The 25,718-nt window shown below is 55.5% G+C and carries 22 protein-coding genes; 9 read left to right on the top strand and 13 right to left on the bottom strand.

Annotated features, from left to right (window positions below):
• Nucleotides 1-109: 109 nt before the first annotated feature.
• Nucleotides 110-343 carry a hypothetical protein gene (locus tag B2T33_RS16050; RefSeq protein WP_008890004.1) on the bottom strand — a complete coding sequence of 78 codons (234 nt, stop codon included), beginning with the start codon at nucleotides 341-343 and terminating at the stop codon, nucleotides 110-112.
• Nucleotides 344-555: 212 nt separating this feature from the next.
• On the opposite strand from B2T33_RS16050, the gene B2T33_RS16045 reads away from it, so the two are divergent.
• Nucleotides 556-993: an Lrp/AsnC family transcriptional regulator gene (locus B2T33_RS16045; RefSeq protein WP_062955801.1), complete on the top strand. Its 438-nt coding sequence runs from the start codon at nucleotides 556-558 to the stop codon at nucleotides 991-993.
• A 166-nt stretch (nucleotides 994-1,159) separates the two neighbouring features.
• Here B2T33_RS16045 and B2T33_RS16040 read toward each other — a convergent pair whose 3' ends face one another.
• The 9 genes from B2T33_RS16040 to dcm form a co-directional block, all read right to left on the bottom strand.
• Complete coding sequence (locus B2T33_RS16040; protein ID WP_286792583.1) at nucleotides 1,160-2,215, bottom strand: ABC transporter ATP-binding protein; 1,056 nt, start codon at nucleotides 2,213-2,215, stop codon at nucleotides 1,160-1,162.
• Between the two features lies 1 nt (nucleotide 2,216).
• On the bottom strand, nucleotides 2,217-3,593 hold the full coding sequence (locus tag B2T33_RS16035; RefSeq protein ID WP_286792581.1) for an MGH1-like glycoside hydrolase domain-containing protein: 1,377 nt from the start codon (nucleotides 3,591-3,593) through the stop codon (nucleotides 2,217-2,219).
• Nucleotides 3,594-3,598: 5 nt separating this feature from the next.
• Nucleotides 3,599-4,828: a carbohydrate ABC transporter permease gene (locus tag B2T33_RS16030; RefSeq protein WP_286792580.1), complete on the bottom strand. Its 1,230-nt coding sequence runs from the start codon at nucleotides 4,826-4,828 to the stop codon at nucleotides 3,599-3,601.
• On the bottom strand, nucleotides 4,828-6,147 hold the full coding sequence (locus tag B2T33_RS16025; protein ID WP_286792579.1) for a sugar ABC transporter permease: 1,320 nt from the start codon (nucleotides 6,145-6,147) through the stop codon (nucleotides 4,828-4,830). The genes B2T33_RS16030 and B2T33_RS16025 overlap by 1 nt, the downstream gene beginning before the upstream one ends.
• A gap of 67 nt (nucleotides 6,148-6,214) precedes the next feature.
• A complete protein-coding gene (locus B2T33_RS16020) occupies nucleotides 6,215-7,561 on the bottom strand; it encodes an ABC transporter substrate-binding protein (RefSeq protein WP_286792578.1) in 1,347 nt (448 codons plus the stop codon).
• Entirely contained in the window at nucleotides 7,558-8,643 is a 1,086-nt protein-coding gene (locus tag B2T33_RS16015; protein WP_286792577.1) for a substrate-binding domain-containing protein, read from the bottom strand. The genes B2T33_RS16020 and B2T33_RS16015 overlap by 4 nt, the downstream gene beginning before the upstream one ends.
• A 416-nt stretch (nucleotides 8,644-9,059) precedes the next feature.
• Nucleotides 9,060-10,292 (bottom strand): type II restriction endonuclease, encoded by a 1,233-nt coding sequence (locus B2T33_RS16010; RefSeq protein WP_286792576.1) that lies wholly within the window; start codon nucleotides 10,290-10,292, stop codon nucleotides 9,060-9,062.
• On the bottom strand, nucleotides 10,270-10,743 hold the full coding sequence (locus B2T33_RS16005) for a very short patch repair endonuclease (protein ID WP_286792575.1): 474 nt from the start codon (nucleotides 10,741-10,743) through the stop codon (nucleotides 10,270-10,272). The genes B2T33_RS16010 and B2T33_RS16005 overlap by 23 nt, the downstream gene beginning before the upstream one ends.
• A complete protein-coding gene (dcm, locus tag B2T33_RS16000) occupies nucleotides 10,743-12,008 on the bottom strand; it encodes a DNA (cytosine-5-)-methyltransferase (protein WP_286792574.1) in 1,266 nt (421 codons plus the stop codon). Before dcm ends, B2T33_RS16005 begins: the two co-directional genes overlap by 1 nt.
• A 241-nt stretch (nucleotides 12,009-12,249) precedes the next feature.
• Between dcm and B2T33_RS15995 the strand changes: the two genes are divergently transcribed.
• Nucleotides 12,250-13,410: an MFS transporter gene (locus B2T33_RS15995; RefSeq protein WP_286792573.1), complete on the top strand. Its 1,161-nt coding sequence runs from the start codon at nucleotides 12,250-12,252 to the stop codon at nucleotides 13,408-13,410.
• A 186-nt stretch (nucleotides 13,411-13,596) separates the two neighbouring features.
• Here the strand turns inward: B2T33_RS15995 and B2T33_RS15990 are convergent, their stop codons facing one another.
• Together B2T33_RS15990 and nspC are read right to left on the bottom strand one after the other, a co-directional pair.
• Nucleotides 13,597-14,838 (bottom strand): saccharopine dehydrogenase family protein, encoded by a 1,242-nt coding sequence (locus B2T33_RS15990; RefSeq protein WP_286792572.1) that lies wholly within the window; start codon nucleotides 14,836-14,838, stop codon nucleotides 13,597-13,599.
• 78 nt (nucleotides 14,839-14,916) lie between these two features.
• Entirely contained in the window at nucleotides 14,917-16,014 is a 1,098-nt protein-coding gene (gene nspC / locus B2T33_RS15985; protein ID WP_286792571.1) for a carboxynorspermidine decarboxylase, read from the bottom strand.
• Nucleotides 16,015-16,459: 445 nt separating this feature from the next.
• Between nspC and B2T33_RS15980 the strand changes: the two genes are divergently transcribed.
• Nucleotides 16,460-16,948 carry a VOC family protein gene (locus B2T33_RS15980; RefSeq protein ID WP_063086976.1) on the top strand — a complete coding sequence of 163 codons (489 nt, stop codon included), beginning with the start codon at nucleotides 16,460-16,462 and terminating at the stop codon, nucleotides 16,946-16,948.
• Between the two features lie 26 nt (nucleotides 16,949-16,974).
• Here the strand turns inward: B2T33_RS15980 and B2T33_RS15975 are convergent, their stop codons facing one another.
• The gene (locus tag B2T33_RS15975) at nucleotides 16,975-18,009 is read right to left on the bottom strand and encodes a LacI family DNA-binding transcriptional regulator (protein ID WP_286792570.1); all 1,035 of its coding nucleotides are present in this window, start codon (nucleotides 18,007-18,009) and stop codon (nucleotides 16,975-16,977) included.
• A 175-nt stretch (nucleotides 18,010-18,184) separates the two neighbouring features.
• On the opposite strand from B2T33_RS15975, the gene B2T33_RS15970 reads away from it, so the two are divergent.
• From B2T33_RS15970 to B2T33_RS15945, 6 genes are all read left to right on the top strand, one after another.
• Nucleotides 18,185-19,738, top strand: a complete 1,554-nt coding sequence (locus tag B2T33_RS15970) for a sugar ABC transporter ATP-binding protein (RefSeq protein WP_286792569.1) — start codon at nucleotides 18,185-18,187, stop codon at nucleotides 19,736-19,738.
• Nucleotides 19,731-20,744 carry an ABC transporter permease gene (locus B2T33_RS15965; RefSeq protein WP_008890019.1) on the top strand — a complete coding sequence of 338 codons (1,014 nt, stop codon included), beginning with the start codon at nucleotides 19,731-19,733 and terminating at the stop codon, nucleotides 20,742-20,744. The genes B2T33_RS15970 and B2T33_RS15965 overlap by 8 nt, the downstream gene beginning before the upstream one ends.
• A 64-nt stretch (nucleotides 20,745-20,808) precedes the next feature.
• The gene (locus B2T33_RS15960; protein WP_040823275.1) at nucleotides 20,809-21,765 is read left to right on the top strand and encodes an ABC transporter substrate-binding protein; all 957 of its coding nucleotides are present in this window, start codon (nucleotides 20,809-20,811) and stop codon (nucleotides 21,763-21,765) included.
• Nucleotides 21,766-21,877: 112 nt separating this feature from the next.
• Nucleotides 21,878-22,933 carry a sugar phosphate isomerase/epimerase family protein gene (locus B2T33_RS15955; RefSeq protein WP_286792568.1) on the top strand — a complete coding sequence of 352 codons (1,056 nt, stop codon included), beginning with the start codon at nucleotides 21,878-21,880 and terminating at the stop codon, nucleotides 22,931-22,933.
• Between the two features lie 45 nt (nucleotides 22,934-22,978).
• Nucleotides 22,979-24,142 carry a Gfo/Idh/MocA family protein gene (locus tag B2T33_RS15950; RefSeq protein WP_008890022.1) on the top strand — a complete coding sequence of 388 codons (1,164 nt, stop codon included), beginning with the start codon at nucleotides 22,979-22,981 and terminating at the stop codon, nucleotides 24,140-24,142.
• 415 nt (nucleotides 24,143-24,557) lie between these two features.
• Nucleotides 24,558-25,523, top strand: a complete 966-nt coding sequence (locus B2T33_RS15945; protein ID WP_008890023.1) for a 2-hydroxyacid dehydrogenase — start codon at nucleotides 24,558-24,560, stop codon at nucleotides 25,521-25,523.
• Nucleotides 25,524-25,718 lie beyond the last annotated feature (195 nt).

Here is a 25,718-nt window from a genome sequence, read left to right as displayed (position 1 = left end):
GAGGAAAAAATGATGAAAACAAAAAGCCCGCCAGTGCATGGGACACTGACAGGCTTTTCAAGCTGGTCCGTCAGGTGGGGCGCCTGATGACCGTTAATGAGGGAGTTCGTTATCTCGGCAGGTGGCCATGTTCGCAGACGAACGCAACGTCATTGCGGGCAATGCCGATGTCTTCAAGCACTTCGCGCGGGGCATTGCGAAGCATTTCCGCATCACGGGCGACCTTGTAGGCTTGTGCCCATTTGCGGGGGAAAAGGACGAGCCAGCGCCAGATGGTTACGCCTGATACCGGCGCGACATTGGTGGTGGCGACGAGGGATCCATTTGTAAACTGTGCTGGCATGATGCTGGCTCGCTAGTTTGTTTGCTAATAAGGGGACAAAGTTTCCTTCGGACCCACAAACAATTTACGTCTGGATTATGTGAAACGGCGCGCAAAGTTCGCAAATCCGTGCGAGATTTTCGCAAAGAATCTGTAAAAACGATTTTCTTTCGCTGGCTGCTTCGGTCATGTTGATCCGAAGGATGTTACAGCGTCGTTTGGGATATTGGACCTTGGCGGAACTCGATAAATTTGACTATCGCCTGCTGGAATTATTGCAGGAAAACAGTCGCTTAACAGGTAATGAACTGTCCGCGAAAGTTGGTCTTTCATCGGCGGCCTGTTTGCGCCGGGTGCAGCGCCTGCGCGAAACCGGGGTGATTGAGCGCGATGTCGCGATTGTATCGCCCAAGGTATTTGGCAAGAAGATGATGGTGATCGTGCTTCTGACCATGGAACGTGATCGCCCGGATCGATATATGCTGATGCGTGAAGAATTCGGCAGAATGCCTGAGGTTGTGCAGTGTCACCATGTGACTGGTGCGCATGATTTTGTGTTGCGTATTCAGGTCAGTGACATGGAAGAATACAGCGCCTTTGTCGACCGGGTGTTTCATGAACCCTATATCAAACGCTATGAAAGTCTGGCGGTTCTGGGGTCGCTGAAATAGCGCAAAAAGGGGCTTTTTCGGTATTCACTTAAAATGAATAACCAGCCCCATTATTCAATATTGGTGAAAAATCAGACAGCAGGCTGACAGCCCGATATTGGACGTCATTTTAATCCTCATACAATTACAATGACGCCCAATTCGGAAATCCGGCATGCGGGTTTCGTCATGCCGGGATGGTTTTTTCCGATGCGTCGAACAGATGCACATCGCCGGATGCGAAATGCAGCCCGACGGTATCGCCCACGCCCGCGTCGGAATGACCAACGATGCGGACCGTGAACAGGCCAACATCGGGCACATTGACATAGGCGAAGCTGTCAGAGCCGAGATGTTCCATGACATCGATCTGGCCGGTCAGGATGGCCTTGGCGGCATCACAAAGCGCCATATGTTCGGGGCGAATGCCCATTTTGGTGGCGCCTTCGGCATTGCGCGCGATGTCGGATGTGTTGCCATTGCCAAAGGTCAGTGACGTGCCCGTCCCCGTGCAGTCGACCACATTCATTTTCGGCGAGCCGATGAACTGGGCGACAAACAGGTTGCCCGGATGGCGATAGAGATCAAGCGGGGTGCCGATCTGTTCGATCTGACCTGCCTGCAAAACGACGATCTTGTCGGCCAGCGTCATGGCCTCGACCTGGTCATGGGTGACATAGACCATGGTGGCACCGAGTTTCTGATGCAGGCGGGCGATTTCAAGACGCATTTCAACGCGCAAAGCCGCATCAAGGTTCGAGAGCGGCTCGTCAAACAGGAAGGCGCGCGGTTCGCGGACAATCGCGCGACCGATTGCGACACGCTGGCGCTGACCGCCTGACAGTGCCTTGGGTTTGCGATCCAGATAGTCTTCAAGTTTCAGGGTGGCGGCGGCCTCATCGACCTTTTGGGTGATTTCGGCCTTTGGCATGCCGGCAACGGTTAGGGCAAAGCCCATATTTTCCCGAACCGATTTGTGCGGATAGAGCGCATAGGACTGAAACACCATCGAAAGTTCGCGCTCCGCCGGTGGCTTGCCGGTGACGTCATCGCCATCAATCAGGATCTGGCCATCGGATGCCTCGACAAGGCCGGAAATCAGGCGCAGCAACGTCGATTTGCCACAGCCGGACGGGCCGACAAAAATCACCAGCTCACCCTCGTTGATTTGAAGGTCGATGCCCTTGATGACATCAATCCCGCCAAATGATTTGCGGATGCCTTTTAGTTCGATCTGGCCCATTTTATGTGTTCTCCTGATCTACGGTGCCGGTTTGGGAAAGGTGTGGGGTGATGGGCAAAGTTTCGGGACGGGCCGCCCAGTAAAGCGACATCGATGCCGTCCACGAAAAATCCGTGCCCCCGCCACCACGGCCGGTCACCGGGCAGAAATATTCACGAAAATCGGATTGGTCGATAAGGGACTGCGTATCGCGCCGGATGCGATCGGCAAGGTCGGTTTCGCCGTGCTCAGACAATCCGGTGGCAATCATCCAGTTGATCATGGCCCAGACCGGACCGCGCCAATAGCGAATGGAATCAAACAGTTCATGGTTGGGATCGAAGCTGGGAACGCCGTGTTTGACCTGTGATAGCCAGTGGGTCAGGGTTGCCGCCATCTTGCCCGCACGGGCCGGTTCGACAGGCCCGGCAAACATTGCAAGCCAGCTTCCCGATGTCAGGCCGGTGGCGTGTTCATCACGACGCAAATCAAGTGTGACATAGCCGCCGACGGTTTCTGACCAAAGCAACTCAAACCCGGCATCAAGACGGGCAAGGCGGGCGGTGGCGCGGGCGGCGATATCATCCTGGCCCAGAAGCCTTGCCATCGTGATCAGGTCGCGTTCGGCCCGGCGCAGGATGGCATTCATGCCCGGTTCAGCGACCCAGAACGGGCAGTTGCGCGCGATGATATCGGTGTTCCAGTTGCATTCGCGGCCAAACCGGACCAGCGCCATATAGTGATCGTAGTCGTTGTTTTTCGGGCGTTCGTCTTCGTTGACGATATCGGTATCGCGGCGGTGATAGGTGCCAACCCCCGCCGTATCGATGAACGACAGCGGGCGATCCCAGTCGGGCAGATTATCGCGGCCACTTTCCCACGGATGCATGATCGCAACCACACCCCGGCCTTCCGGGTCACGGGCATCAAGGAACCATTGATGCCAGCGATCAAGGTTGGGCAGAAGTTTTGCCGCGCGATCGCGATGGGCAGCAATGTCTTCGGCCAGAAGCCGTTCGATCACGGTTGCGGCAACGGGTGGCTGGGTGATGCCCGATGTTGGCGGGCTTTTGGCGATGTCGGTCGTGCCCCACTGTTCCGGTCCGGGGAAGTAGCTTTTTTCCTCTTTCCAGAAAATGATGTGCGGCACCATGCCGTTGTCCCATTGCGCGGAAAGCAGGCTTTCGACTTCCTGCCATGCGCGATCAGAATCAAACACCGAAAAGCCAAGGGCAACCAGCGCACTGTCCCAGTTCCACTGGAACGGATAGAGCTTGGCACTTGGCACCGTATAGCCGCCGCGATCATTGCCGATAAGGATGTCGGCCGCACGTCTGTTGGTACCCTTAAGCTGATCGAGGGATAGGCGCATCTGGCGCATCTGGCTCATCTGCCTCATCTGCCTCATCCTTTGACACTCCCGGCGGTCAGGCCCTGAACAAGGAAGCGTTCAAACCACAGGAAGATGACCAGGATCGGCACCGTTGCGATCACCGCACCGGCCATCAGATGTTGGCGCGGGACTTCGGATGAATTGAGCGATACCACCCCGCGCGACAGGGTGAAGATGTCGGGATCATCAAGGAACATGAAGGCAAACAGGAATTCGTTCCAGGCGATCATGAAGACATAAAGCGACACAGATGCCAGGGCCGGCAAGGCGAGTGGCAGGGTGATTTTCCAGATCACGCCAAAGCGCGACAAACCATCCATCAGACCGGCTTCTTCCAGTTCGGCCGGAAGCCCGCGGAAATAACCCTGCAGCATATAAAGCGCCACGGGCACCGTGGTTGCCGGATAGACGATCAGAAGGCCAACGACCGTATTGCGCAGGCCAAGCTGGCTGAACACGGCATAAAGCGGGATGACCAGAACGATCATCGGCACGAGATAGATCAGCAGGATCGAGCTTGAAAGTACCGTCTGTCCGGGGAACTTCAAACGCGCAACCGCATAGGCGCCGGGGATCGAAAAGGCCAGCGTGATCAAAACGGTGCAGACCGACACGATGGTCGAAATCAGAAGGAAGCGGCCAAAATTGAACTTGGTAAACAGTTCGACATAGCTGTCAAACAGGCTGGCCGCACCCTGTGTCAGATCAATCGACAGATCCAGCGGGTTTAAGAACAGATCCTGCTGGTTCTTGAGGCTGGTCATCACCATCACATAGAAGGGCAGGATGACGATCACGCTAAAGAACACAAAGCCAAAGCCCTTGAGTGTGCGGACAATCACCAGATCAATCTTATAGCGTTTGAGCATGCCAGACTGAATGTCGATCAGGACTGCGCGGTTGGCAAAGGTCACGGCAAGCGCGATCAGCCCGACGCCGAATGCCTGAATAAGCGAACTTTCAGAGAAGGCCAGGCTGAACGGTGCGCCAAAGGAGACCAGCATCATCGAGACGATGACGCCGGCAAAGGCAACAAGATAAAGCCCCGGTGTGCGATCGGCGGGCGCGCGCAGCATGATGATGGCGGCATTGACTGCCCCGCCAAGCGCACCGGCTGATATGATCGGTGTGGCCGGAAGGCCGGTGATCAGGGTCAATGAAATGCCGGTGAGGGCCACCGCAATCGTGCCCCAAAGCAAGCCGGTCAGCAGACCCAGAAGAAGACCCGTACCGATACGCATTACGAATCCTCCCGATGGACGAATTTGAAATAGAACACGGCAAACACCAGAAGCAGGATGAAGATGGCCACCGCCACCGCCGCCCCGGCCCCAAGATTGGACAGGGCAAAGCCCTGTTCATAGACATCGACCGTGAGCGTGCGCGTGCCTGCCGCCCCGCCGGTCAGCAGGAAGATGTCGTCGAACTTGTTGAACGTCCAAATGAAGCGCAGCAGGAACAGCGTCGACAGGATCCCCAGAAGTTGCGGCAGGGAAATGTGCCAGAACTGTTGCAAGGGCGTGGCGCCATCGACCTCGGCGGCCTCGTACATGTCAGAGGATATCGACTGCATCCGGGCCAGAATGAACAGGAATGACAGCGGGAAATACCGCCACGCTTCAAAGGCAATCACCGTTGCCAGTGCCAGCGGGAAATCGATGGTGAGCCCGAAAACATCAATGGGAATGTCGCGCTGACCAAAGAAGTTTACGCCTTCATCCGTGATGTTCATGCGCTGCAAGATGGCATTGAAGGTGCCGTTGAACGGGTCAAGCAGGATGACCCATGTGAAGGCAACGGCAATGACCGGCGCGACATAGGGAAACAGGAAAAGCCCCCGGATGATCGAGCGGCCAGCAAAGGGTTTGTTGAGCATCTGGGCGGCGAAAAGGCCAAGCACGAGGGCCCCCAGTGTACCAAACACCGTATAGGCAATCGTCACCCACAGCACCGACCAGAATTCGCGGGAATCAAAAATTCGCGCGAAGTTTTCCAGGGTGAATTCGTTATTGGTCAGAATGTTTTCAGCCGTGCCGGTGACGGTTGGTTCGCTGTCACGCGGCGAGACGGGGTTGGCGGCAAACGTTTCGTCAGCCACAGCGGTCATTTTCAGTCTGGTGCGTTCCCCGGCCGGAAGGCCATCAAGGGCGCAGCGGACCTCGGCCCCCGTGACCGTACAAACATCCCCCGGATCAATGACCGTAACGCCCGCGGGCAATGTATCGGTCAGGACGACGTCGGTAATGTCGCCTTTGCGCGATGAATTGCGCATGCGGTACTGGATTTCAAATTCCTGCCCGGCAACATCGAAATCCCCCCGCACGCGTTCGGACACAACAGGGGTTGGCGGGCGCAAGTCAGACAATGTGACCGGCTTGACCGAAATCCAGAAATTGGCAAGCAACGGAAACAGGACGATGCCCATCACAATCAGAAATGTTGGGGCCAGCATCCAGAGCGCAAGCCGCGCTTCGCGCCGCGCCATCGGGCCGAGCCCGGCTTTTCGGCCGTTGGGGGGTGCCGTTGCCGGGGATGTCTTGGTTGTTCGGGACATCGTCATCGTCTTGCTATCCGTTGTGAAATTCGGCGTCCGGGGCGCTGGTTCAAGCGCCCCGGATCAGGATCGCTTAGTTGATAGCGGCGATTTCCTCGTTGATCAGGTCCGCCGTTTCCGATGCGTCACGTTCGCCATCGATGAATTCGCGCACACGGCGGTTGATGACCTGACTGTTGATGATGCGCGATGCCTTGGCCAGCTGACCTTCGGCAACACCCCAACGGTTTGCGGTTTCAAGACCGGATACGATATCGGTGATGACGGCCGGGTCATACAGCTCGGACAGCGGCTTTTTGCGGTCCACACCGACCGGAAGCGTAGCCCATGCCTTAACAAATTCATCGGGATTGTCGGCGGTGCCATGACGGACCGGGAATTTACCCTCTGGCGCGATGGAAAGGGTGCTGGTGTAACCTTCACCGAGCGAGAATTTGACGAATTCTTCTGCCGGGTCGGTATCGGCATCATTGGTGATACCGAAATAGCGAATGTCACCCCAGGCCGCCCCATTCGGATTGGACGGGCCCATCAGGCGGGTGACAACACCGGTTTTCGAGGCAAGTTCGCCCGAGGTCGGGTCGTTATTGATGGTGGGCGGGGCGCTGTCACGCAGGCCTGCCAGTTCATCAAGGATGAAGGGTGACCAGATGATCATGGCCGCCTTGCCCGCGAAATAGACTTCGCGCGACTGTTTCCAGTACAGATCACCGGGGGGCGATGCATCGGCGAGTTTTTTATAAAACTCAAGCGCCTCGACGAGCTTTGCCTTGTCAAAGCCGACCGAGCCATCGGCGGCCACCGGGGTTGCGCCGTTTGCCAGGAAGACATGCTCAAGCACCTGGCTCATGAAGTTTTCATCGATCTTGGTCGCAGCGACAAAGCCATACATTTCAGGCGGATTGTGCAGGGCCTCGATCGCCTTGACGATATTGGCATAGGTGTTGGGGGCCTCAAGACCGGCTTCGTCAAACAGGTCCTTGCGATAAAGCACCATCTGGGTCCAGCCATCAGAGGGGACCGCGGCAACTTCGCCGTCGAAATCAGCCATGCTGAGTGCGGCGGGGGCGAAGGTATCCTTGCCCAGCTGGTTGACGACTTCGTTATTTGCCTCGGTATCGAGGATGCCGGCCTCGGACCAGGGCAGGACATATTGCAGGGTCAGGTAAATGACGTCTGGCAAGTCACCGGCGGCGTAGGCGGCGGTGGCACGCGTGCCAAGTTCGGTTTCAGTGACCGGAATGACTTCGACAGAGGTGCCGGTTTTGGCTTCGAACTCCTTGGCCATTTCTTCTTGCTTGGCCAGGCGTTCGGGTTGTTCTTCGGTGGTCCAGAACCGCAGTTGCGCACTGGCGATGCTGGTGGAAACCAGCAGACCAGCGGCAGCAAGCGTTAAAGCACGCGTAAACCTTGTTTTCATGAGATGCCTCCCTTGGCATTTGCGGCCAGCTTCAATGCTGGCGGGTTGGCTGACCCACGGACGGTCAGCGATGCTTCCCACAGGATTTGGGAAAATTCGGATGCAGGCGAATTTGCCTTGTTCGCCTGCGCAACAACGATCCGCCCGACTTCACGGCCGATCTGATAGCTGGCCTGGCTCATGGTGGTCAGGCCGGGATGGATGGCCTCGCCCATCGGTAGGCCATCAAAACCAATCACGGACATTTCCGATCCGACGTCGATACCGGCATGGGCCAGCGCATGGATGGCGCCGATGGCAACCGCATCGGTCACACACAAAATGGCGGTCGGATGATCGGGGAGTTTGAGAATTTCCAAAACGGCTTCGCGCGCGGCCAGTTCATTGGTGATGCCGTCATGCATATAGCCAGGCAGAATGTCGCAACCATTGGCCTTGGTCGCGGCAAGATAACCGGCACGCCGTTGCCATGCGTAATTAAGTTCGGGATCGCCGCCGAGATAGGCGATCTTGCGATGGCCCAGGCCGACCAGGTAATTCACCGCATCGACAAAGGCCTTTTCATTGTCGATATCAAGCCATGCATAGTCGTCGCAGTTTTCGGTGCGGCCTTGGGCCACAAACGGGATGTGGGATGTGCGCAGGAAATCAATGCGCGGATCATGGCGTTTGGTGCGGGCAACAACAAAGCCGCCAACCTTGGCTGAGCGGATCAAACGATCCATGACTTCGACCTCGTCATGACCATCAGGGACGGCGGAAACCAGCAAGTCCCAGTCAGACAGGGCAAGTTCGGTGGCAAGACCGTCGAGAATTTCGGCCAGAAACGGATCAATCTGATGACCGTCGCGGGCAGGCAGGACAAAGCCGATGGTTTCCACCACGCCACGGGCAAGACGCCGTGCGGTGGTTGACGGGCGATAGCCCAGCTCATCGGCGGCCTTGCGGACACGGGCGACGGTTTTTTCGGCGATATCGGGATAATTGTTAAGCGCGCGCGAAACGGTTCCCTCGGACAAGCCAAGATGTTTGGCTAGCCGGGCAATCGACATGGTTTCGTTTTGCTTCCGAACGCGCGGCACGGAACCTCCCTGAGTGTTTTTCTTGTGCTTTTCACCGCCTTTTTGACGGTGTTTGGTGTTCCGAAACCGCTTTCGGAACACGAAAACGCTATCCGAAACCGCTTTCGGTTGTCAAACAGTTGATTTTGAACGATTTATTTTGCAACGCGGCAGCGGGTTCAGGCTACCCGCAAGGGTGGGGTGAAATCGCGTGTAATTCATGCACGCCAAGCCTTCTGCGCAAATTCATCAACCAAAGGTATAGAATTTTGTTATGTGGCTTTGTTGCGATGCACATCATTGGGGGATTATGCCAATGAGCCAGAATCCTGACCACAAGGTCAGGACTCGATGACAGTTGCGAATTGGGGCTAGCATATTGAAGGGAAAGGGGGGGCGAGGTTTTCCTTAATCCGCTGTAGCGATGTCAGGCTTTTCTATGTTCTCAGTGTGCTGAAAGCTCTGTTTCTCGCTTCTTTGATGAAGTCAGAAAAGGACCAAAGCCATTGCTGCTGCATGTCATTGTAGGTTTTGTGAATTCCCGCAGGTACGACAAGCTGCACACCTGAGGCCTGCATCTGTTGTGTTTGTCTTTCGGTAATGCCTGGTTCAAGGGTCAGAAGATGCTTGATTGTAACCTTCTCTGCTTCGGGCAGTACCTGTCGCCATCTGTCCTTGCATGTTGATTTTGCGCCAAGCATCATCAGTCCGGTGTCACCCGCCGAGGCTGCCTGGTAGGCAGCAAGACTCGGAAAAAGAAAATCCGGTTTATTGTTGTTTTCCGTGACAGCGCCCCGGACATACGCAATCTTCAGAGCGTCGAGTGCCGCTGAGATGTGATTTTCAAGAGAATGTCCCATGCGAGATTTTCGGCGGTTCTGAACACCCAGTGAAAAGCTGATAAACCCGTCAACATCAATGCCATCTTCGGTGACAAAACCTTCTTCAAGCCGCTTGGCGACAATGCGTCTTTCAAGTCTGCGGAATAGTGCCTCTTCGTGCTCAAGCCACGTAAGAAGGGCTAGGTCAGGGTCATCCTCGGCCCGTACTTCGGGCACGGTCAGCCGTGCCTTTCGGGAAAATTCGGCTGTTGTCGGGAAAGTTGTGCCGAATTCCTCGATGATACTGTCGAGTTTGTCTGTTTCCGGATCCTCGAATTCTATGCCCAGCTCATCAAGGATATAGCGCGCTGCGAAGTCCAGTTCAGGATCAGTCTTGCCGAACTCCCGGGAAACGAAAGATTTTCCTTCCGGGTGAACCCCGAAGAGATAAAAAAGCTGCTGCTCGCTCGTCGAGCCCTGCGGTGCGACAATAAACAGCAGCACCCCGGATTTGTCCTTGGCAAGAAACAGGGTGTCACCGGGCTTCATTGTCTCTGTGACAGGATTTGAAGGGTAATAAAGACGCCATTCAGGTGCGCGTTCCGGGTTGGGCAACCGGGCATCGTAATGGGTGGCCCAGGAATCGGCCGTTATGCCGTCCTGTTCTTCGCCCAGCCAGACATAGATTGCCTTGTACTTGCGCTGATGTTCCTCGCCTAGGAAATCGTCCCGCATTTTACGGGTGGTTCCAATCTCGTGCTGGTTTGATCTTTTGGGCTCGGCATCCACAACGGAAAGTCTCTTGACGCCAATACCTTCAAAATAATCAACGAGCTGGCCGCGTTTCATTCCCCTTGATCTCCAGTATCTGTTTGTCGGATTTCAGCCAAAAGCTGCATGCTGTGACAACTTCCGAAAGAGGCAGGCGCGTCCGCCCCTTCAGTGCGCATTCCCATATGGTGGCAATACGCCACCCGGCTTCAAGCAATGCCGCGTGCTGTTCTTGGTCCCTTGCCCGGTTTTTGCCGATTTTTTCGTTCCAGAATTCCTGTCGGGAAGAAGGTAATCTGAACAGGTGACAATCATGCCCGTGCCAGAAACATCCGTGAACGAAAACAATAGCTTTGTATCGCGGGAGAACAAGGTCCGGATGGCCGGGTAAGTCCTTGCGATGTAATCGAAACCGGAAGCCTTCACGATGGAGGGCCGAGCGAATTACCTGCTCCGGTTTCGTGTTTTTGCTGCGGATGCCTGACATCATCCGGCTGCGTGTAGCGGGCGAGACGATATCAGCGGGCATTATTGTGCCGCAACGGCAGGGTCGGGCAGGGACAGTTGTAGTTGCATGGATTGCGGTACGTCGCGTCCGTCGCGTTTCATGGCTTCCAGTATGTGGGGGTGCATGAGTTGGGCGACCGCACGCACAACCGGAACCACAACGGCATTGCCAAACTGTCGATAGGCCTGCGTGTCAGAAACCGGAATTTTCCAGTCTGTTTTTCCAGGTTTCTCAAATCCCATCAAACGTGCGCATTCGCGTGGAGTCAGGCGGCGGGGACGATTTCCCTTTTGTTCAATGAGGATCTCCGACCCATCCTTGTAATAGCGGGCTGACAGGGTTCTTGCGACATCACCCGGGCCGAAAAGAGAATAGCCAAAGCCGTTACCTGCGCTGCGGTGTTTTTCTTTATAGCCCTGCAGGTAATTCCACATATGCTCCGTAAGGGTGTATTTGGGGTCAACTTCATTGTCGAGAATCGAGCCCAGTTTTGGTCCGTCCCCTTCAGGTACGAAAAGCTTGTCGAAATCAAATTCAATGCTGTCATCCCTGAAACCAACAATGAAAATGCGTTCCCGCTTCTGGGGTACCCACGGCGCGGAACTGATCACCCGACAGGAAACCCGATAACCCAGTTCATTTTCCAGAACATTCATAATTGTCGCAAACGTCTTGCCACCGTCGTGCCCCTGCAGGTTCTTTACGTTTTCCAGGAGGAAAACCGGGGGGCGATGGTGATCGATAATCTTGGCCAGATCATAGAACAGTGTGCCTTGCGTATCGCACATAAAACCATGCGGGCGTCCAAGCGAGTTTTTTTTGCTGACACCGGCGATAGAGAATGGCTGGCAGGGAAAGCCTGCGAGCAGAACGTCATGGGCAGGAATCTGTTCCGGTTTGTCCGACCAGGGACGAACATCCTGTGCGGAAATGTGATCGCTGTCAGCAGGTTCAGGAAAGTTTGCCTTGTATGTTTCCCGGCTGAAACGGTCCCATTCTGCTGTAAATACGCAGCGACCGCCGATTTCCTCGAACGGTATGCGGATTCCGCCAATGCCTGCAAAAAGATCGATAAAACGGAAACCCTCAACGCGGTCAGGGTTACATTGTGCGTTTGCAATCTCGCGCAGTTTTTCAAGCTTGAGGGGGTCGATGCGTTTGCCTTCTCCCTTGATATACCGTCGCACTGTGCGTTCACTTGTTCCAAGCAATTCCGCGATACTCTCGATGCCGAGGCCAGCGTGATCTACAAGTTCTGCAAATTCGGTACGGTAAGGGAGTTCCATGGCTGCGCCCTCTGTGTCAATTATTGACAATATGTCATAAAGAAACCCAGCGGATTTGGAAAGGGTTTTCTGAAATTTGTTTCTATTTTGTTCTACCATGTTTCAAGGCTGAAAGATACCCGGAACCGAGGGACCTGTGAGAGCAATAGTTTCAGGCGAGCGTTGAAGTCAGGGCTCGTTTTTATCTGCTAAGTATTGAATTTCCTTGCCTAAAACAGGGCAAATCATATCACATGGCGTTATGACAGACCAAAATGCCGAGATTAATCCGAATGCCATTGCGCAAGTAAAGGTTCTGGCCCTGCTTGGCGCGGTGTTGCTTGTCGGGTCGAATTCGTTTGTTTTAAGCCCGATCCTGTCAGAAGTGGCAGCCGGGCTTTCGACGCAGACCTATCATGTGGCCTGGGCGATTTCGGCGTTCGGGGCGTCGACGGCCCTATCGGCGCTGACGCTGGCCGGGATGATTGACCGGATGTCGGTCGGGCGTGTTTTGGGCGGTGCGGCCCTTTTACTGGCGGCGGCGCAGGTTTCAAGCGGGCTCAGCCAGCATTGGATGTGGCTGTGTCTGTCGCAGGCACTGGCCGGGGTGGCGGTTGGTGTTTTGTTGCCAGGATCCTATGCCACGGTGACGGCCACAGCCCCCAAGGGGCGCGAGGCCGCGCGGCTTGGTGTGGTTTTGACCGGGTGGGCGTTATCCCTGGTGGTGGCGGTCCCCGCCGCAGCGTTCATTACCGAGCAATTTGGCTGGCGAATGGTTTATTTCCTGATGGCCGGGCTGTCGGTCCTGGTGGCCGGTATTCTGGTGATGTTGCTGTCGGATGTGCGCGGCGGGATGAGCACGCGGACATCGCCCTTGCGGGCATTTCGGCTGCCGGGTGTGCGGCAATTGTTGGCGGTGATGCTGGTTTACATGACCGCTTTTTACGGATCGTTTGCCTTTTTCGGGGATGGCGTGCGCACGGCCTTTGGCCTGACAGCGCAAGGCAGCGGCATGTTTGTCATGGCTTATGGCATCGGATTTGGCGCCATGGGATTTGTTCTGGGTGTGGTATCGCCCAAGATTACCCGTGGGTATCTGTGTTTGGTGTTGATCGCGATTGCGACAAGCTATGCCAGTTGGGGATTGACCCTGCAAAGCCAGATCAGTGCGTTTGCGGGAACCGCGATTTGGGGGATGTTAAACCAGCTTGGCCTGAATGCGATGGTGGTGTCGCTTAACCGTCAGGCGTCTGATGCGCGCGGGGCGGTGATGGGGCTGAATAGTGCGGTGACCTATTCGGCGGTGTTTGCCGGGCCGATGATCATGGGACCGATCTATGCCGGGTTTGGCTTTGCCGCCGTGGCAGGGTTTGGAGCCGTTTTGGTGATGTGTGGTGTGATTGTCAGTTGGCGACGCGCCTGAGGCGGGGGTGTTGCGCATCGTCATTCCGGGCGGAGCGCTGCTGATGTCTTAAATCTATAGCGGTTCGAGTGGCCGGAGATCCCCGCCTGCGCGGGGATGACGGTTTCATCAAAACAGATGGATCGATAAAACGAAAATGGCGGGCAATGTCTGCCCGCCATTTCGTTTGTATTTTGTGAGGGGCGCTTATGAGAAGTCGAGCGCGCGGTCGCCGTTGGCGTCCTTGATACGGGTCGGGAGCCCCATGCCGTTGAGCAAATTCAGGAACGGTTTGGATGGCAGTTCTTCGACGTTTGCCATCTTTTTCACATCCCATTCACCGGTGGCGATCAGCATCGCAGCGGCGACTGGCGGCACACCAGCGGTGTAGGAAATGCCCTGACTTCCGACTTCGTTGTAGGCGTCCTTGTGGTCGGCGACGTTATAGATCAGGACTTCGGTTTCCTTGCCGTCCTTCGTGCCCTTGACCAGATCACCGATGCAGGTCTTGCCGGTATAGTCCGGGGCGAGCGAGCTTGGGTCCGGCAGGCAGGCCTTGACGACCTTCAGCGGTACGACTTCGAGGCCCTCGGCCGTGGTGACCGGTTTTTCGGACAGCAGGCCGATATTGTTCAGCACCGTGAAGACATTGACGTAGTGATCGCCAAAGCCCATCCAGAAGCGCACATTTGGCACGTCAAGGTTCTGCGACAGGGAATGGACTTCGTCATGGCCGGTCATGAAGGTCTGGCTTTCGCCGACGACTGGCATGTCCCAGATCTTTTTGATCTCGAACATCTTGTTCGACTGCCACTTGCTGTCCTGCCAGGAATAAACCGTGCCGGTGAATTCGCGGAAGTTGATTTCCGGGTCGAAGTTGGTGGCAAAGTATTTGCCGTGGCTGCCAGCATTGATGTCGATGATGTCAATCGAGTCAATCTTGTCGAAGTAATCTTCGACCGCCAGTTTGGCATAGGCGTTCACCACACCCGGATCGAAACCGACGCCAAGGATCGCGGTTACGCCCGCGGCTTCGCATTCTTCGCGGCGCTTCCATTCATAGTTGGCATACCATGGCGGGGTTTCGCAGATTTTGTCCTGCTCTTCATGGATGGCGGTATCGAGATAGGCGACACCGGTTTTGATACAGGCCGACATGACCGGCATGTTGATAAAGGCAGAGCCGACATTAATGACGATTTTGACGCCGGTTTTTTCGATCAGGGCTGCGGTTGCGTCCACATCGGTTGCATCGAGTGCGTGGCCTTCAAGAACGCCTTGGTTCCTGAGCGCCTTTTTTTCATGGATGCTGTCGATAATGGCTTGGCATTTGGATGCTGTGCGTGATGCGATATGAATATCGCCAAGCACGTCATTATGCTGTGCGCATTTATGTGCAACGACCTGGGCGACGCCACCTGCGCCGATAATCAGAACATTCTTTTTCATGTCGGGCCAAAAACTCCCCTGTTTTGAGAGGTGGGGAAACACTTCCCCGGTTCGCTATGAAAACTGCGCTTTCGTGTTTTACGAAAGGCTCGAAACGTAGTCGTCAAAACTGAACTCACGCACGATGCGCTCTGTTCCGTCGAGTTCCCGGATCACGATGGACGGCATGCCGACCCCGTTAAACCAGTTCTTTTTCACCATGGTGTAGCCGGCCGCATCCTGAATGGAGATACGGTCGCCGACCTTGATCTCGTTTTCGAAATCAAATTCGCCAAATACGTCGCCGGCAAGGCAGGACTTGCCGCAAATCATGTAGGGGTGATCGCCCGTGTTTGGCAGGACCTTGGCATTTTCGCGATAGATCAGAAGATCGAGCATGTGGGCTTCGATCGAGCTATCGACGATGGCAAGGTTTTTGCCGTTAAACAGGGTATCAAGCACCGTGACCTCAAGGGTGGTGCTGTTGGTGATCGAGGCTTCGCCGGGCTCCAGATACACCTGCACGGCGAATTTTTCGGAGAATGCCTTAAGGCGCGCGCAGAATTTATCGAGCGGATAGTTATCGCCGGTGAAGTGAATGCCGCCGCCGAGGCTGACCCATTCCACGCGCGACAGCAGCGACCCGAATTTGTCTTCGATGTCGGTCAGCATGCGATCAAACAGATCAAAGTCGGCGTTTTCGCAGTTATTGTGGATCATGAAGCCAGAAATCTGATCCATCACCGCTTCGACCTTTGAAACGTCCCATTCGCCAAGGCGCGAAAACGGACGCGCCGGATCGGCCAGATCGAAGCTTGAGGTCGAGACCTGCGGGTTCAGGCGAAGCCCGCGCACAATGCCGGATGCCTGATCGGCAAAGCGGGTCAGCTGGCTGATGGAATTGAAAATGATCTTGTCGGCGTTTTCGATCACCTCGGCGATTTCATCATCGGAATAGGCAACACTGTAGGCGTGCGTTTCCTTGCCGAATTTCTGGCGGCCCAGCTTGACTTCATAGAGCGACGAAGACGTCGTGCCGTCCATGTAGTCCGACATGAAGTCAAACACCGACCAGGTCGCAAAGCATTTCAGCGCAAGCAACGCCTTGGCACCGGAATGTTCGCGCACATAGGCGATCTTTTCCATGTTGCTTTTAAGCTTGGACTTGTCGATCAGATAATAGGGCGTTGCGGGCATGGACGGCTCTCTACAACTATGTCACGGGGAATGCGGGTGAACTCGGAACGCGCGATCACGCTGTCAGGTTCCGGGTTTGGGCAAAATCACCAAATTGGTGGGGGCAACCGGCTTTTCTAGTGGTCAGCCTGACGGTGCGTCATCCAATAGACGGAGACAGATAAACTGTATTCATTCATCAGATGCCTCCATCCTTCGGGTTTGCCAAATGCGTTTTGCTGCGTCCCAATAGCAGCGGGGGCAGGGGCGGTCAATACTGCAATGTCGCCTTTATTAGGCGATTTCGCGCCTCTGTGCATGTTGTGGTTTCATGACGGTTTGATCAAGGGGCAATCGCATTGATTTCGAAGGGCCATTGCCCCATCTGTTGATCATGGGGCGCATTCATGATTACCATCATGGTGTCGCACCCGTAACACGGATACATTCAGACGGAGGAGGCCCCATGTCACCTGCACCTGTAAGTGTCGACCATCTTGCATTTCCGACCCGCGATCTTGAGGCGACCGACCATTTTTATTCCAAAGTGGTGGGCGCAACACTGGTCCACGCGGAAAGTGGCTATAGCCCGTCGTGGAAATCCGATTATTTGCTGATTACCTATGCGCTGCCCGATGGTACGCGCCTGTCCTTCTTTGACTGGCCGGCCGATACCGGGCCCTATCCCGATGACCCAAACATGCCCGATGACGTGTTTCATATCGGGTTGCGCTGTTCTGCGCCGCGCGATGTGATCGCCTGGCAAAACCATCTGTTCCAGCACAAGGTGGTCTATCACAGCGAGGATGACGGCAAGTCGCGCCGGTTATTTATGCGCGATCCCAATGGTATCCGGTTTGAAATCTTTGCCTCTGAAATTGCCAAATCCGGCGAGGATCATGAAGGAAACGCGCGTTCCGTCATGGGCGAGTGGCAAAAGATTGCCAGTGCCTGAACCGGTCGCGACTTCATTTCGGCTGATTACGATGACGGGCAGGGACCCGTACTTTGCCGGACGATCAGTTCGGTCGGGATGATCACCGGGCCGGTTTCGCCGTGCGACGGCGGCGTTTTTGATCCCAGCCGATCGAGAAGCAAGGCAATCGCCTGTTCGCCCAGACGGCGGCGGGGCTGGCGCACGGTGGTAATTGGCGGGTCATAGGCCGCGGCATGCGGAATATCGTCAAAGCCGACAACCGAGAGGTCGTGCGGGATGCGAAGCCCGACTTCCTTGGCCGCGACAATCACCCCGATCGCCATGCCGTCACTGGCGCAACACACGGCCGTTGGTCGGGTCTTTGGATCGGCCAAAAGCGCACGGCCGGCGGCAATGCCGGAATCGATGGAAAAATCGCCGCGATAAATCAGGCCTGGCTCGTGGGTGATACCCGCTGATTTCAGGGCGCGACGATATCCGGTCACGCGATCCGTGGTCAGGATATTGCCCGTCGGGCCACTGACATGGGCGATGCGGGTATGGCCGAGATCAATCAGATGGTTGGTCGCAACAAAGGATGCCTCGTCATTATCAATGATGACGGTTGGCAGCGCACATCCCGGAATGCGTTCGCAGGCAATCACCACGGGTGGTGTGGCGTTTGCCGGGGCCTTGGCAAGCGGTGCCGGAAGCCTGCCATTGAGCAGGATCATGGCGTCGGCCTGATTGCTGCGCAGATAGGCGGCATAGGTTGCTTCGCGTTCGGGATCGTTTTGCGTGTCACCAATCAGGACGTTGTAGCCCGCCTGGCTGGCACCCTTTTCAATGCCGGACAGAATCGCCGAAAAGAAAGGGTTTCCGATATCGGGCACCAGCAAAAGAATCATCCCCGAACGGTTCAGACGCAGGTTCCGGGCCATGACATTGGCGGTGTAACCGGTCGCGGCGATGGCAGTTTGCACTCTTTCGCGTGTGGTTTCGGAAACCACATTGGGTTTGTGCAAGGCCCGGCTGACAGTGGCAATAGACACCCCTGCCTGGCGGGCAACATCTTCAATCGTCGCGATTTTTTCAGTCATTCTTCTTCCTACTCCGCCGGTTGCAGGCTGTCCAGCGGCATTCGACGCCCGGATTGGCAGGTGATTTTGATCACTCCGAGCAAAATGTAAAGGTTTACATCGAAAATGAAAACGTTTACACAGGCCTTAATAAGCAGTTGATCGCAAGAAATGCGACGCTAGGGAGGATATATTCATGACGGATGCGGCTGTTCACGCCGTTAATCCCGATCAGCAGGCGCGCGTGCGGCTGTCCGGTCGGGAGATTTGCAAGTCATTTGGCCCGGCACAGGTGCTTTTCGATGTTTCCATCGATCTGCATGCAGGGGAAGTGCATGCGCTTTTGGGCGAAAATGGTGCGGGCAAATCGACTTTAGTGAAAATCCTGTCTGGTTATCATCAGCCGACCAGTGGCGCGCTTAGTCTTGATCAGAGTGAAGTCACGTTTGAAGACAGTGAAGTTGCCGAAAATCATGGTGTCATCCTGATCCATCAGGAACTGAACCTGGCCGAGCAACTGACCGTCGAAGAAAACATTTTCCTTGGCCGCGAGATCAAGCGGGGCTGGTTCCTTGATAAGGCGGCGATGCGCGCGGAAGCCAAAAAGCTTCTGGATCAATTGCAATGCGATGTCGATCCGCGCACGCGCATCAAGGATCTTGCGGTTTCCGACCGTCAGATGGTCGAAATCGCCAAGGCACTTTCGAAAAATGCCGATATCCTGATCCTTGATGAACCAACCGCGGTCTTGACCGGGCGCGAGGTTGATATCCTGTTTGATCAGATCCGCCGCCTGCGCGAACAAGGTGTCGCGATCCTTTACATTTCCCACAAGCTCGACGAGATCAAGGCGATTGCCGACCGCGTCACGGTTTTGCGCGACGGGCGCCTGATCACGACCGAGCCGGTGACTGATGTTGAAAAAGACGACATGGCGCGCCTGATGGTGGGGCGGGACATCAAACAAATGTTCCCCGACCGCGCGCCGGTTGAGGCCCATGATGTCGCCATGTCTGTTCGCAATGTATCGGTTGACGGACAGGTGCGTGACGCCAGCTTTGATCTGCGTCGGGGTGAGGTTCTGGGCTTTGCCGGGATTGTCGGGGCCGGGCGGACAGCCTTGATGGAGGCCATCATTGGCCTGCGCGACAGGTCATCTGGCGAGATCGAACGCAATGGCGAGCCGGTCTCGATCCACAGCCTGCAAGATGCCAAGAAATGCGGCATTGCCTATCTGACCAAGGATCGCAAGGGTAGCGGGTTGTTGCTGAATATGGATATGCGGCCCAACCTGACTTTGCTGGCACTTGAGAAATTCGGGACCGTGATCCTCAATCGCAAGGCCGAAGAAGCCGCACTGGCAAACGCGATCGAGGCCTTTGACATTCGCGCGGCCGATCCGAAAGCCAAGGTCGGTGATTTTTCCGGCGGCAATCAGCAGAAGCTTTTGCTGGCGAAAGTCATGGAAACCGACCCGGAAGTCGTGATCATCGACGAGCCGACGCGCGGCATCGATATCGGCACCAAAAGCCAGATTTATCATTTCATCGGCGATCTTACCAAACGCGGTAAATCCGTCATTCTCCTGTCGTCTGAAATGCCGGAAATGCTTGGCCTGTCTGATCGCATCGCGGTCATGGCGGCGGGGCGTATCACCGGCATTCTCGAAGGAAACGACCGCAACGAGCATGAAATCATGCGGCACGCGACAGGAATTTCAGGCAAGCAGGGAGTGTCTGTTCATGAGTAGCCTTGAGCGCTCTGAAGCTTCGACTTCGAGTGGTTTCAATATCGATTTCAAAGCCTTGGGTCCGTTTTTGGCCCTCGTTGGCCTGTTTGTTTTGGGCACGGGTATTAATGACGCGTTCCTGAGCGGCGGCAACCTTTCGAATATTTTCACCCGTGCGGCCTTTATCGGCATTATCGCGGTGGGCGCGACCTTTGTGATCACCGCGGGCGGGATTGATCTTTCGGTCGGCTCCATGGCGGCGTTTATTTCGGGTGCGATGATTGTTGTGATGAATACGCTCGTCGCAACGCTGGGGGCCGGGATCGAGACGGTTTTGATCGGTGTGGTGTTGTCAGTCTTGCTGGGGATTGCGGCCGGGGCCGTCAATGGCCTGGTCAGTACCAAGGGCAAGATCGAAGCGTTCATCGTCACACTTGGCACCATGGGGATTTACCGGTCGCTTGTGACCTATATGGCCGATGGCGGGACCCTGTCGCTTGATTTTGATGTGCGCGGTGTTTATCGCCCGGTCTATTACGGCGACATTCTGGGCATTCCTGTGCCGGTACTTGTGTTCTTTGCTGTGGCGGTTGCGGGCTATGTTTTGCTGAACATGACGCCGTTCGGGCGGAAATGCTTTGCGATTGGTTCGAACGAGCAGGTTGCGCGTTATTCGGCAATCCATGTCGACCGTGTGAAGACCCTGACCTATGTCATTCAGGGGCTGTGCGTATCGGTTGCGACCATCATTTATGTGCCGCGTCTTGGGTCGGCCTCAAGCTCGACCGGGGTGCTTTGGGAACTTGAAGCGATTGCTGCCGTGATCATTGGTGGCACGATGCTTAAGGGTGGTTATGGCCGGATCTGGGGCACGGTGATCGGCGCGATCATGCTGACCACGATTGGCAATATTCTGAATTTGACGGATGCGATCAGTAACTATCTGAACGGAGCAGTTCAGGGTCTGATCATCATCGTTGCGGTATTCCTGCAGCGCGGGGACTGGCGACGCAAAAAGAGCAAATAACCGGCGATCAACGTCCGGGAAGAATGTGAAAACGCATCATTTTTTTGATCAGGAGGAAACGTTGATGAAAACGTTTACAAAATATCTGGGGGCCGCCTGTGTTCTGGGCCTTGGTTTGGCATCAACCGGTGCAATCGCACAGGAAAAGATCAAGATCGGGGTTTCGATCCCGGCAGCGACCCATGGTTGGGCAGGTGGCCTGAACTGGCATGCCGAACAGGCTGAAAAGCGTATTGAGGCAACCTATCCCAATATCGATGTCATTGTGGTCAGCGCGAATGGTGCAACCGAACAGGCAAACGATCTTGAAGATCTGGTGTCGGTTCAGAATATCGACGCGTTGGTCGTCTTGCCGTTTGAATCTGATCCGCTGACCGTTCCGGTCCAGCAGGTCAAACAGGCGGGCAAGTTTGTCACCGTGGTTGACCGTGGTCTTTCGCTTCCGGGCATCGAAGACGTTTATGTTGCGGGCAACAACCCGGAACTTGGCCGTGTTTCGGGCGAGTACATCCGTGAACGCCTCAATGACGAAGGCAAGATTGTTGTTCTGCGCGGCATTCCGACCACGATTGATACCGAGCGTGTGGACGCGTTTGTCGAAGCGCTTGACGGTTCGAACATCGAAATCCTTGATATGAAACATGCCAACTGGAACCGTGATGACGGCTATGAAGTGATGCAGGACTTCCTGTCACGCTTCCCGGAAATCAACGCGGTCTGGGCACAGGATGACGACATCGCGCTTGGCGTGATCGAGGCCGTCAAACAGGCTGATCGTACTGATGAAATGTTCATCGTTGGCGGTGCTGGCATGAAAGACATCATCAAACGCGTGATGGATGGCGATGAACTGACCCCGATTGATGTTCTGTATCCGCCGGCAATGATCGCAACTGCGATGGATGTGACCGTTATGAAGTTCACCTCCAATGCGCCGGTTGAAGGTCGCTATATCCTGGGTGCGACCGTTGTTACCCAGGAAAATGCCGAGAACTTCTATTTCCCGGACAGCCCGTTCTAAACGAACTTTGGTTGGGACAAGCACAATTGCGTCGGGCGGTCGCCGCCCGACGCAGCCTGATTTCCACTGAATTCCACTGATTTCCACCAGAACGCAGTTAAAGAGGTCTGAGATGAAAACGCTTAAGGGACCGGCGATCTTTCTGGCGCAATTTGCCGGCGACGAAGCCCCGTTCGACAGTCTTGACGCGATTGGTCGCTGGGCGGCGTCACTCGGCTATAAAGGTGTTCAGATTCCAAGCTGGGACAAGCGCCTGTTTGATGTCGAAAAGGCCGCCGAAAGCAAGGATTACTGTGATGAAGTGATCGGTAAACTTGCCGGGCACGGCGTGCAGGTGACCGAACTTTCAACCCATCTTCAGGGCCAGCTTGTGGCGGTCCATCCCGCCTATGACGAGATGTTTGACGGTTTTGCCGTGCCAGAAGTGCGCGGCAATCCAAAGGCGCGACAGGAATGGGCGGTCAAACAGGTCAAGGCCGCGATCAAGGCTTCGCAACATATGGGAATCAACGCCCATGCAACATTTTCCGGCGCACTGGCCTGGCCGTTTGTTTATCCGTGGCCGCAACGTCCGGCCGGATTGATCGAAACCGCGTTTGACGAACTTGCCAAGCGCTGGACACCGATCCTGAATGCCGCCGACGAGGCGGGCGTTGATGTTTGCTATGAAATCCATCCGGGCGAGGACCTGTTTGACGGGGCGACGTTCGAGATGTTTTTGGAACGGGTGAAAAATCATCCGCGTGCCAACATCCTGTATGATCCGAGCCACTTCGTGCTTCAGCAGCTTGATTACCTTGATTTCATCGATATTTACGCTGATCGCATCCGGATGTTCCATGTCAAGGATGCCGAGTTCAATCCAACCGGCCGACAGGGTGTCTATTCCGGGTATCAGGGCTGGGTCGATCGTACGGGCCGGTTCAGGTCGCTTGGCGACGGGCAGGTTGATTTTGGTGCCATCTTCTCGAAGCTTGCGGCGATTGATTTTGATGGCTGGGCTGTGCTCGAATGGGAATGCGCGCTCAAACATCCCGAAGACGGTGCCCGCGAAGGGGCCGAATTCATTAAAAACCACATCATTCGTGTGACAGAGAAAGCCTTTGATGACTTTGCCGACGGTGGCACGGACGAGGCGGCCAATCGCCGCATCCTTGGCATCGACTAGCAGCATCACGGGCAATACTCGTCCATTTCGACTTTGGAGGCAGATATGAGCAAACAAACATCGCTTGGCCGTCGTTTGCGCCTGGGCATGGTTGGCGGCGGGCAGGGGGCCTTCATCGGGGCCGTTCATCGCATCGCGGCACGACTGGATGATCGCTATGAACTGGTGGCAGGTGCGCTTTCATCCAAGCCCGATGTCGCAGCGGCCTCGGCAGCAGAACTGTTTATCGATAGTGATCGCAGCTATGCCAGTTTTGAAGACATGGCCAAACAGGAAGCTGCGCGTGAAGACGGCATTGATGTCTGTGCGATTGTCACACCCAACCACCTGCATTTCCCAGCCGCGATGGCGATGCTGGATGCCGGTATTCACGTGATTTGCGACAAGCCGCTTTGCATGACCGTCGATGAGGCCGAAAAAATCGCAGCCAAGGTCAAGGAAACCGGACTGCTGTTTGCCCTGACCCACAATTACACCGCCTATCCGATGGTGCGCGAGGCGCGCCAGATGGTGGCCGATGGCAAGCTTGGCAATATCCGGCTGGTGCAGGTCGAATATCCGCAAGGCTGGATGGCAACCAAGGTCGAGGATACCGATAACAAGCAGGCCAACTGGCGTGCCGATCCGGCCAAGGCCGGGATGGGCGGGGCACTTGGCGATATCGGCACCCATGCCCATAACCTTGCGAACTTTGTGTCTGGCATGACGCCGAGCGAACTTTGTGCCGATGTTGATGCCATTGTTGAGGGCCGCAAGCTTGACGACAATGTGCAGATCCTGATGCGCTATGAAAATGGTGCGCGCGGCATGCTGTGGGCAAGCCAGGTGGCGATTGGCCATGAAAACGGCCTTCGCCTGCGGATCTATGGCGACAAGGGCGGCCTTGAATGGGCGCAGGAACATCCAAACCACATGCATTTCCGCCCGCTTGACGGACGTCCGGAATTGCTGACCCGCGGTGGGGCCGGCATCGGAGCCGAAGGTCTTCATGGTGTGCGCGTACCCCCGGGCCATCCGGAAGGGTATCTTGAAGGCTTTGCAAACCTTTATACCGATTTCGCCGATCAGTTGGTTGCGCATCTGACCAATGGAAAGGCCGATGCCGCCGCCATGTTGGTGCCCGGCGTCAAGGAAGGTCTTGAGGGCATGAAATTTGTCGAAGCCGTCGTGCGTTCCGGTCGGGACGGGGCCGTTTGGGTCAAAATGTGATCATTTCGCGCAATCGGGAAATCTGGGGATTTCCGTGTGCGCGAATTCACCATTGAAACGTGTTCTTCCCGTCCGGCGCTCTGTCGGCATTGAGCCGCAGCCTTATTGGTTGCGGCTCTTTTTTTGTTTTGGTGGAGATTTTGCAGCTGGTGAAACGGGGGTGTGAACTGCTTTACATTGTTTGTTTCTGGACGAACTCCAAAATAACCGGCTGTTCTGAATTTTAGGATTTGAAATCAACGGCTTGAATATCCAATGGCGTGAATATTATGGCTTTCGCGCGCCTTTTGGTTTTCCACGAAGTGAAAAAGACTTGCCTCTTGGTTGATCCCCTATTGCTGGATTTTCCGTAAAGGTGTTTCCTAGGTTCATAAAAAATAAGACTACTTTCAGGGAAATCACCGGGAGCGTCCGCATGCCCGAGAAGCCAAAGCTTCTGATAACGCGACGATTGCGTGATGCCGTTCAGGCACGCGCCGCGCGGGACTATCAGGTTCTGACCAATGCCGAAGATCGCGTGTTCACGCGTGAAGAGCTCATTGAAAAGTGCCAGCAGGTCGATGCTGTCCTGCCGTGCCATTCCGAGCATTTTTCTGCTGATGTCATTGCCGAACTGCCCAAAAGCCTCAAGATCATTGCCAATCATTCTGTCGGGGTGGATCACGTTGATCTGGCTGCGGCCAAGGATGCCGGGATTGTTGTGACCAACACGCCCGATGTGCTGTCGGATGCCACCGCCGAGATTGCCATGCTGTGCATGCTGGGTGCGGCGCGTCGCGGGGCCGAAGGCGATGCGATGGTGCGGGCCGGGAAGTGGGATTTCTGGTCGCCGGCCTTTATGGTCGGGCGTCAGGTCACCGGCAAGCGGTTTGGTGTTCTGGGCATGGGCCGGGTTGGTCAGGTCGCGGCCGAACGGGCGCGCGGATTTGGCATGGAAGTGCATTACCACAACCGCAAACCATTGCCCGATCATATGGCCAAGGGCGCAATTTTCCACGAGACGGTCGAAGACCTGTTTGCCCATTCCGACGTGCTGTCACTGCATTGCCCGTCAACGCCAGAAACAAAAGGCATCATCAACAGCAAGACAATTGCGATGCTGCCTGACCGCGCGATCCTTGTGAATACAGCGCGTGGCAATCTGGTCGATGAGGATGCGCTTGTGGCCGCCCTTCAAAGCGGAAAGCTGTTTGCAGCGGGCCTTGATGTGTTTTGCAACGAACCCGGTGGAAATCAACGGATTAGCGCGTTGAATAACGTCTTTCTGTTACCACATATAGGGTCTGCTACCGAAGAAACGCGTGATGCCATGGGGTTTCGCGCACTTGATAACCTTGATGCCTATTTTCAAGGGAAAGAACCCGGCGACCGGGTGGCGTAGAAGGCGGGAAGACTGCCTGCGTCCAGTTTGTTGAAGTCTTTAACAATAACAAAATGCGCGCCGTTTTTGCGGTCCCGGAACGGACCAAGCGCATCAAAAAGGATCTTGGATATCAAGATCAGGGGCTTTTGAAGGCTGACAGTTACCGATTGTTTCCCGCCAATGGTGGACGGCAAACAACGGTATATCTGGGAG

This window comes from Thalassospira sp. UBA4513 (genome assembly GCF_002388495.1).
Classification (GTDB): domain Bacteria; phylum Pseudomonadota; class Alphaproteobacteria; order Rhodospirillales; family Thalassospiraceae; genus Thalassospira; species Thalassospira tepidiphila.
Note: the sequence above shows the minus strand (reverse complement) of the source record. Positions and strands in the feature narration are given on the sequence as shown.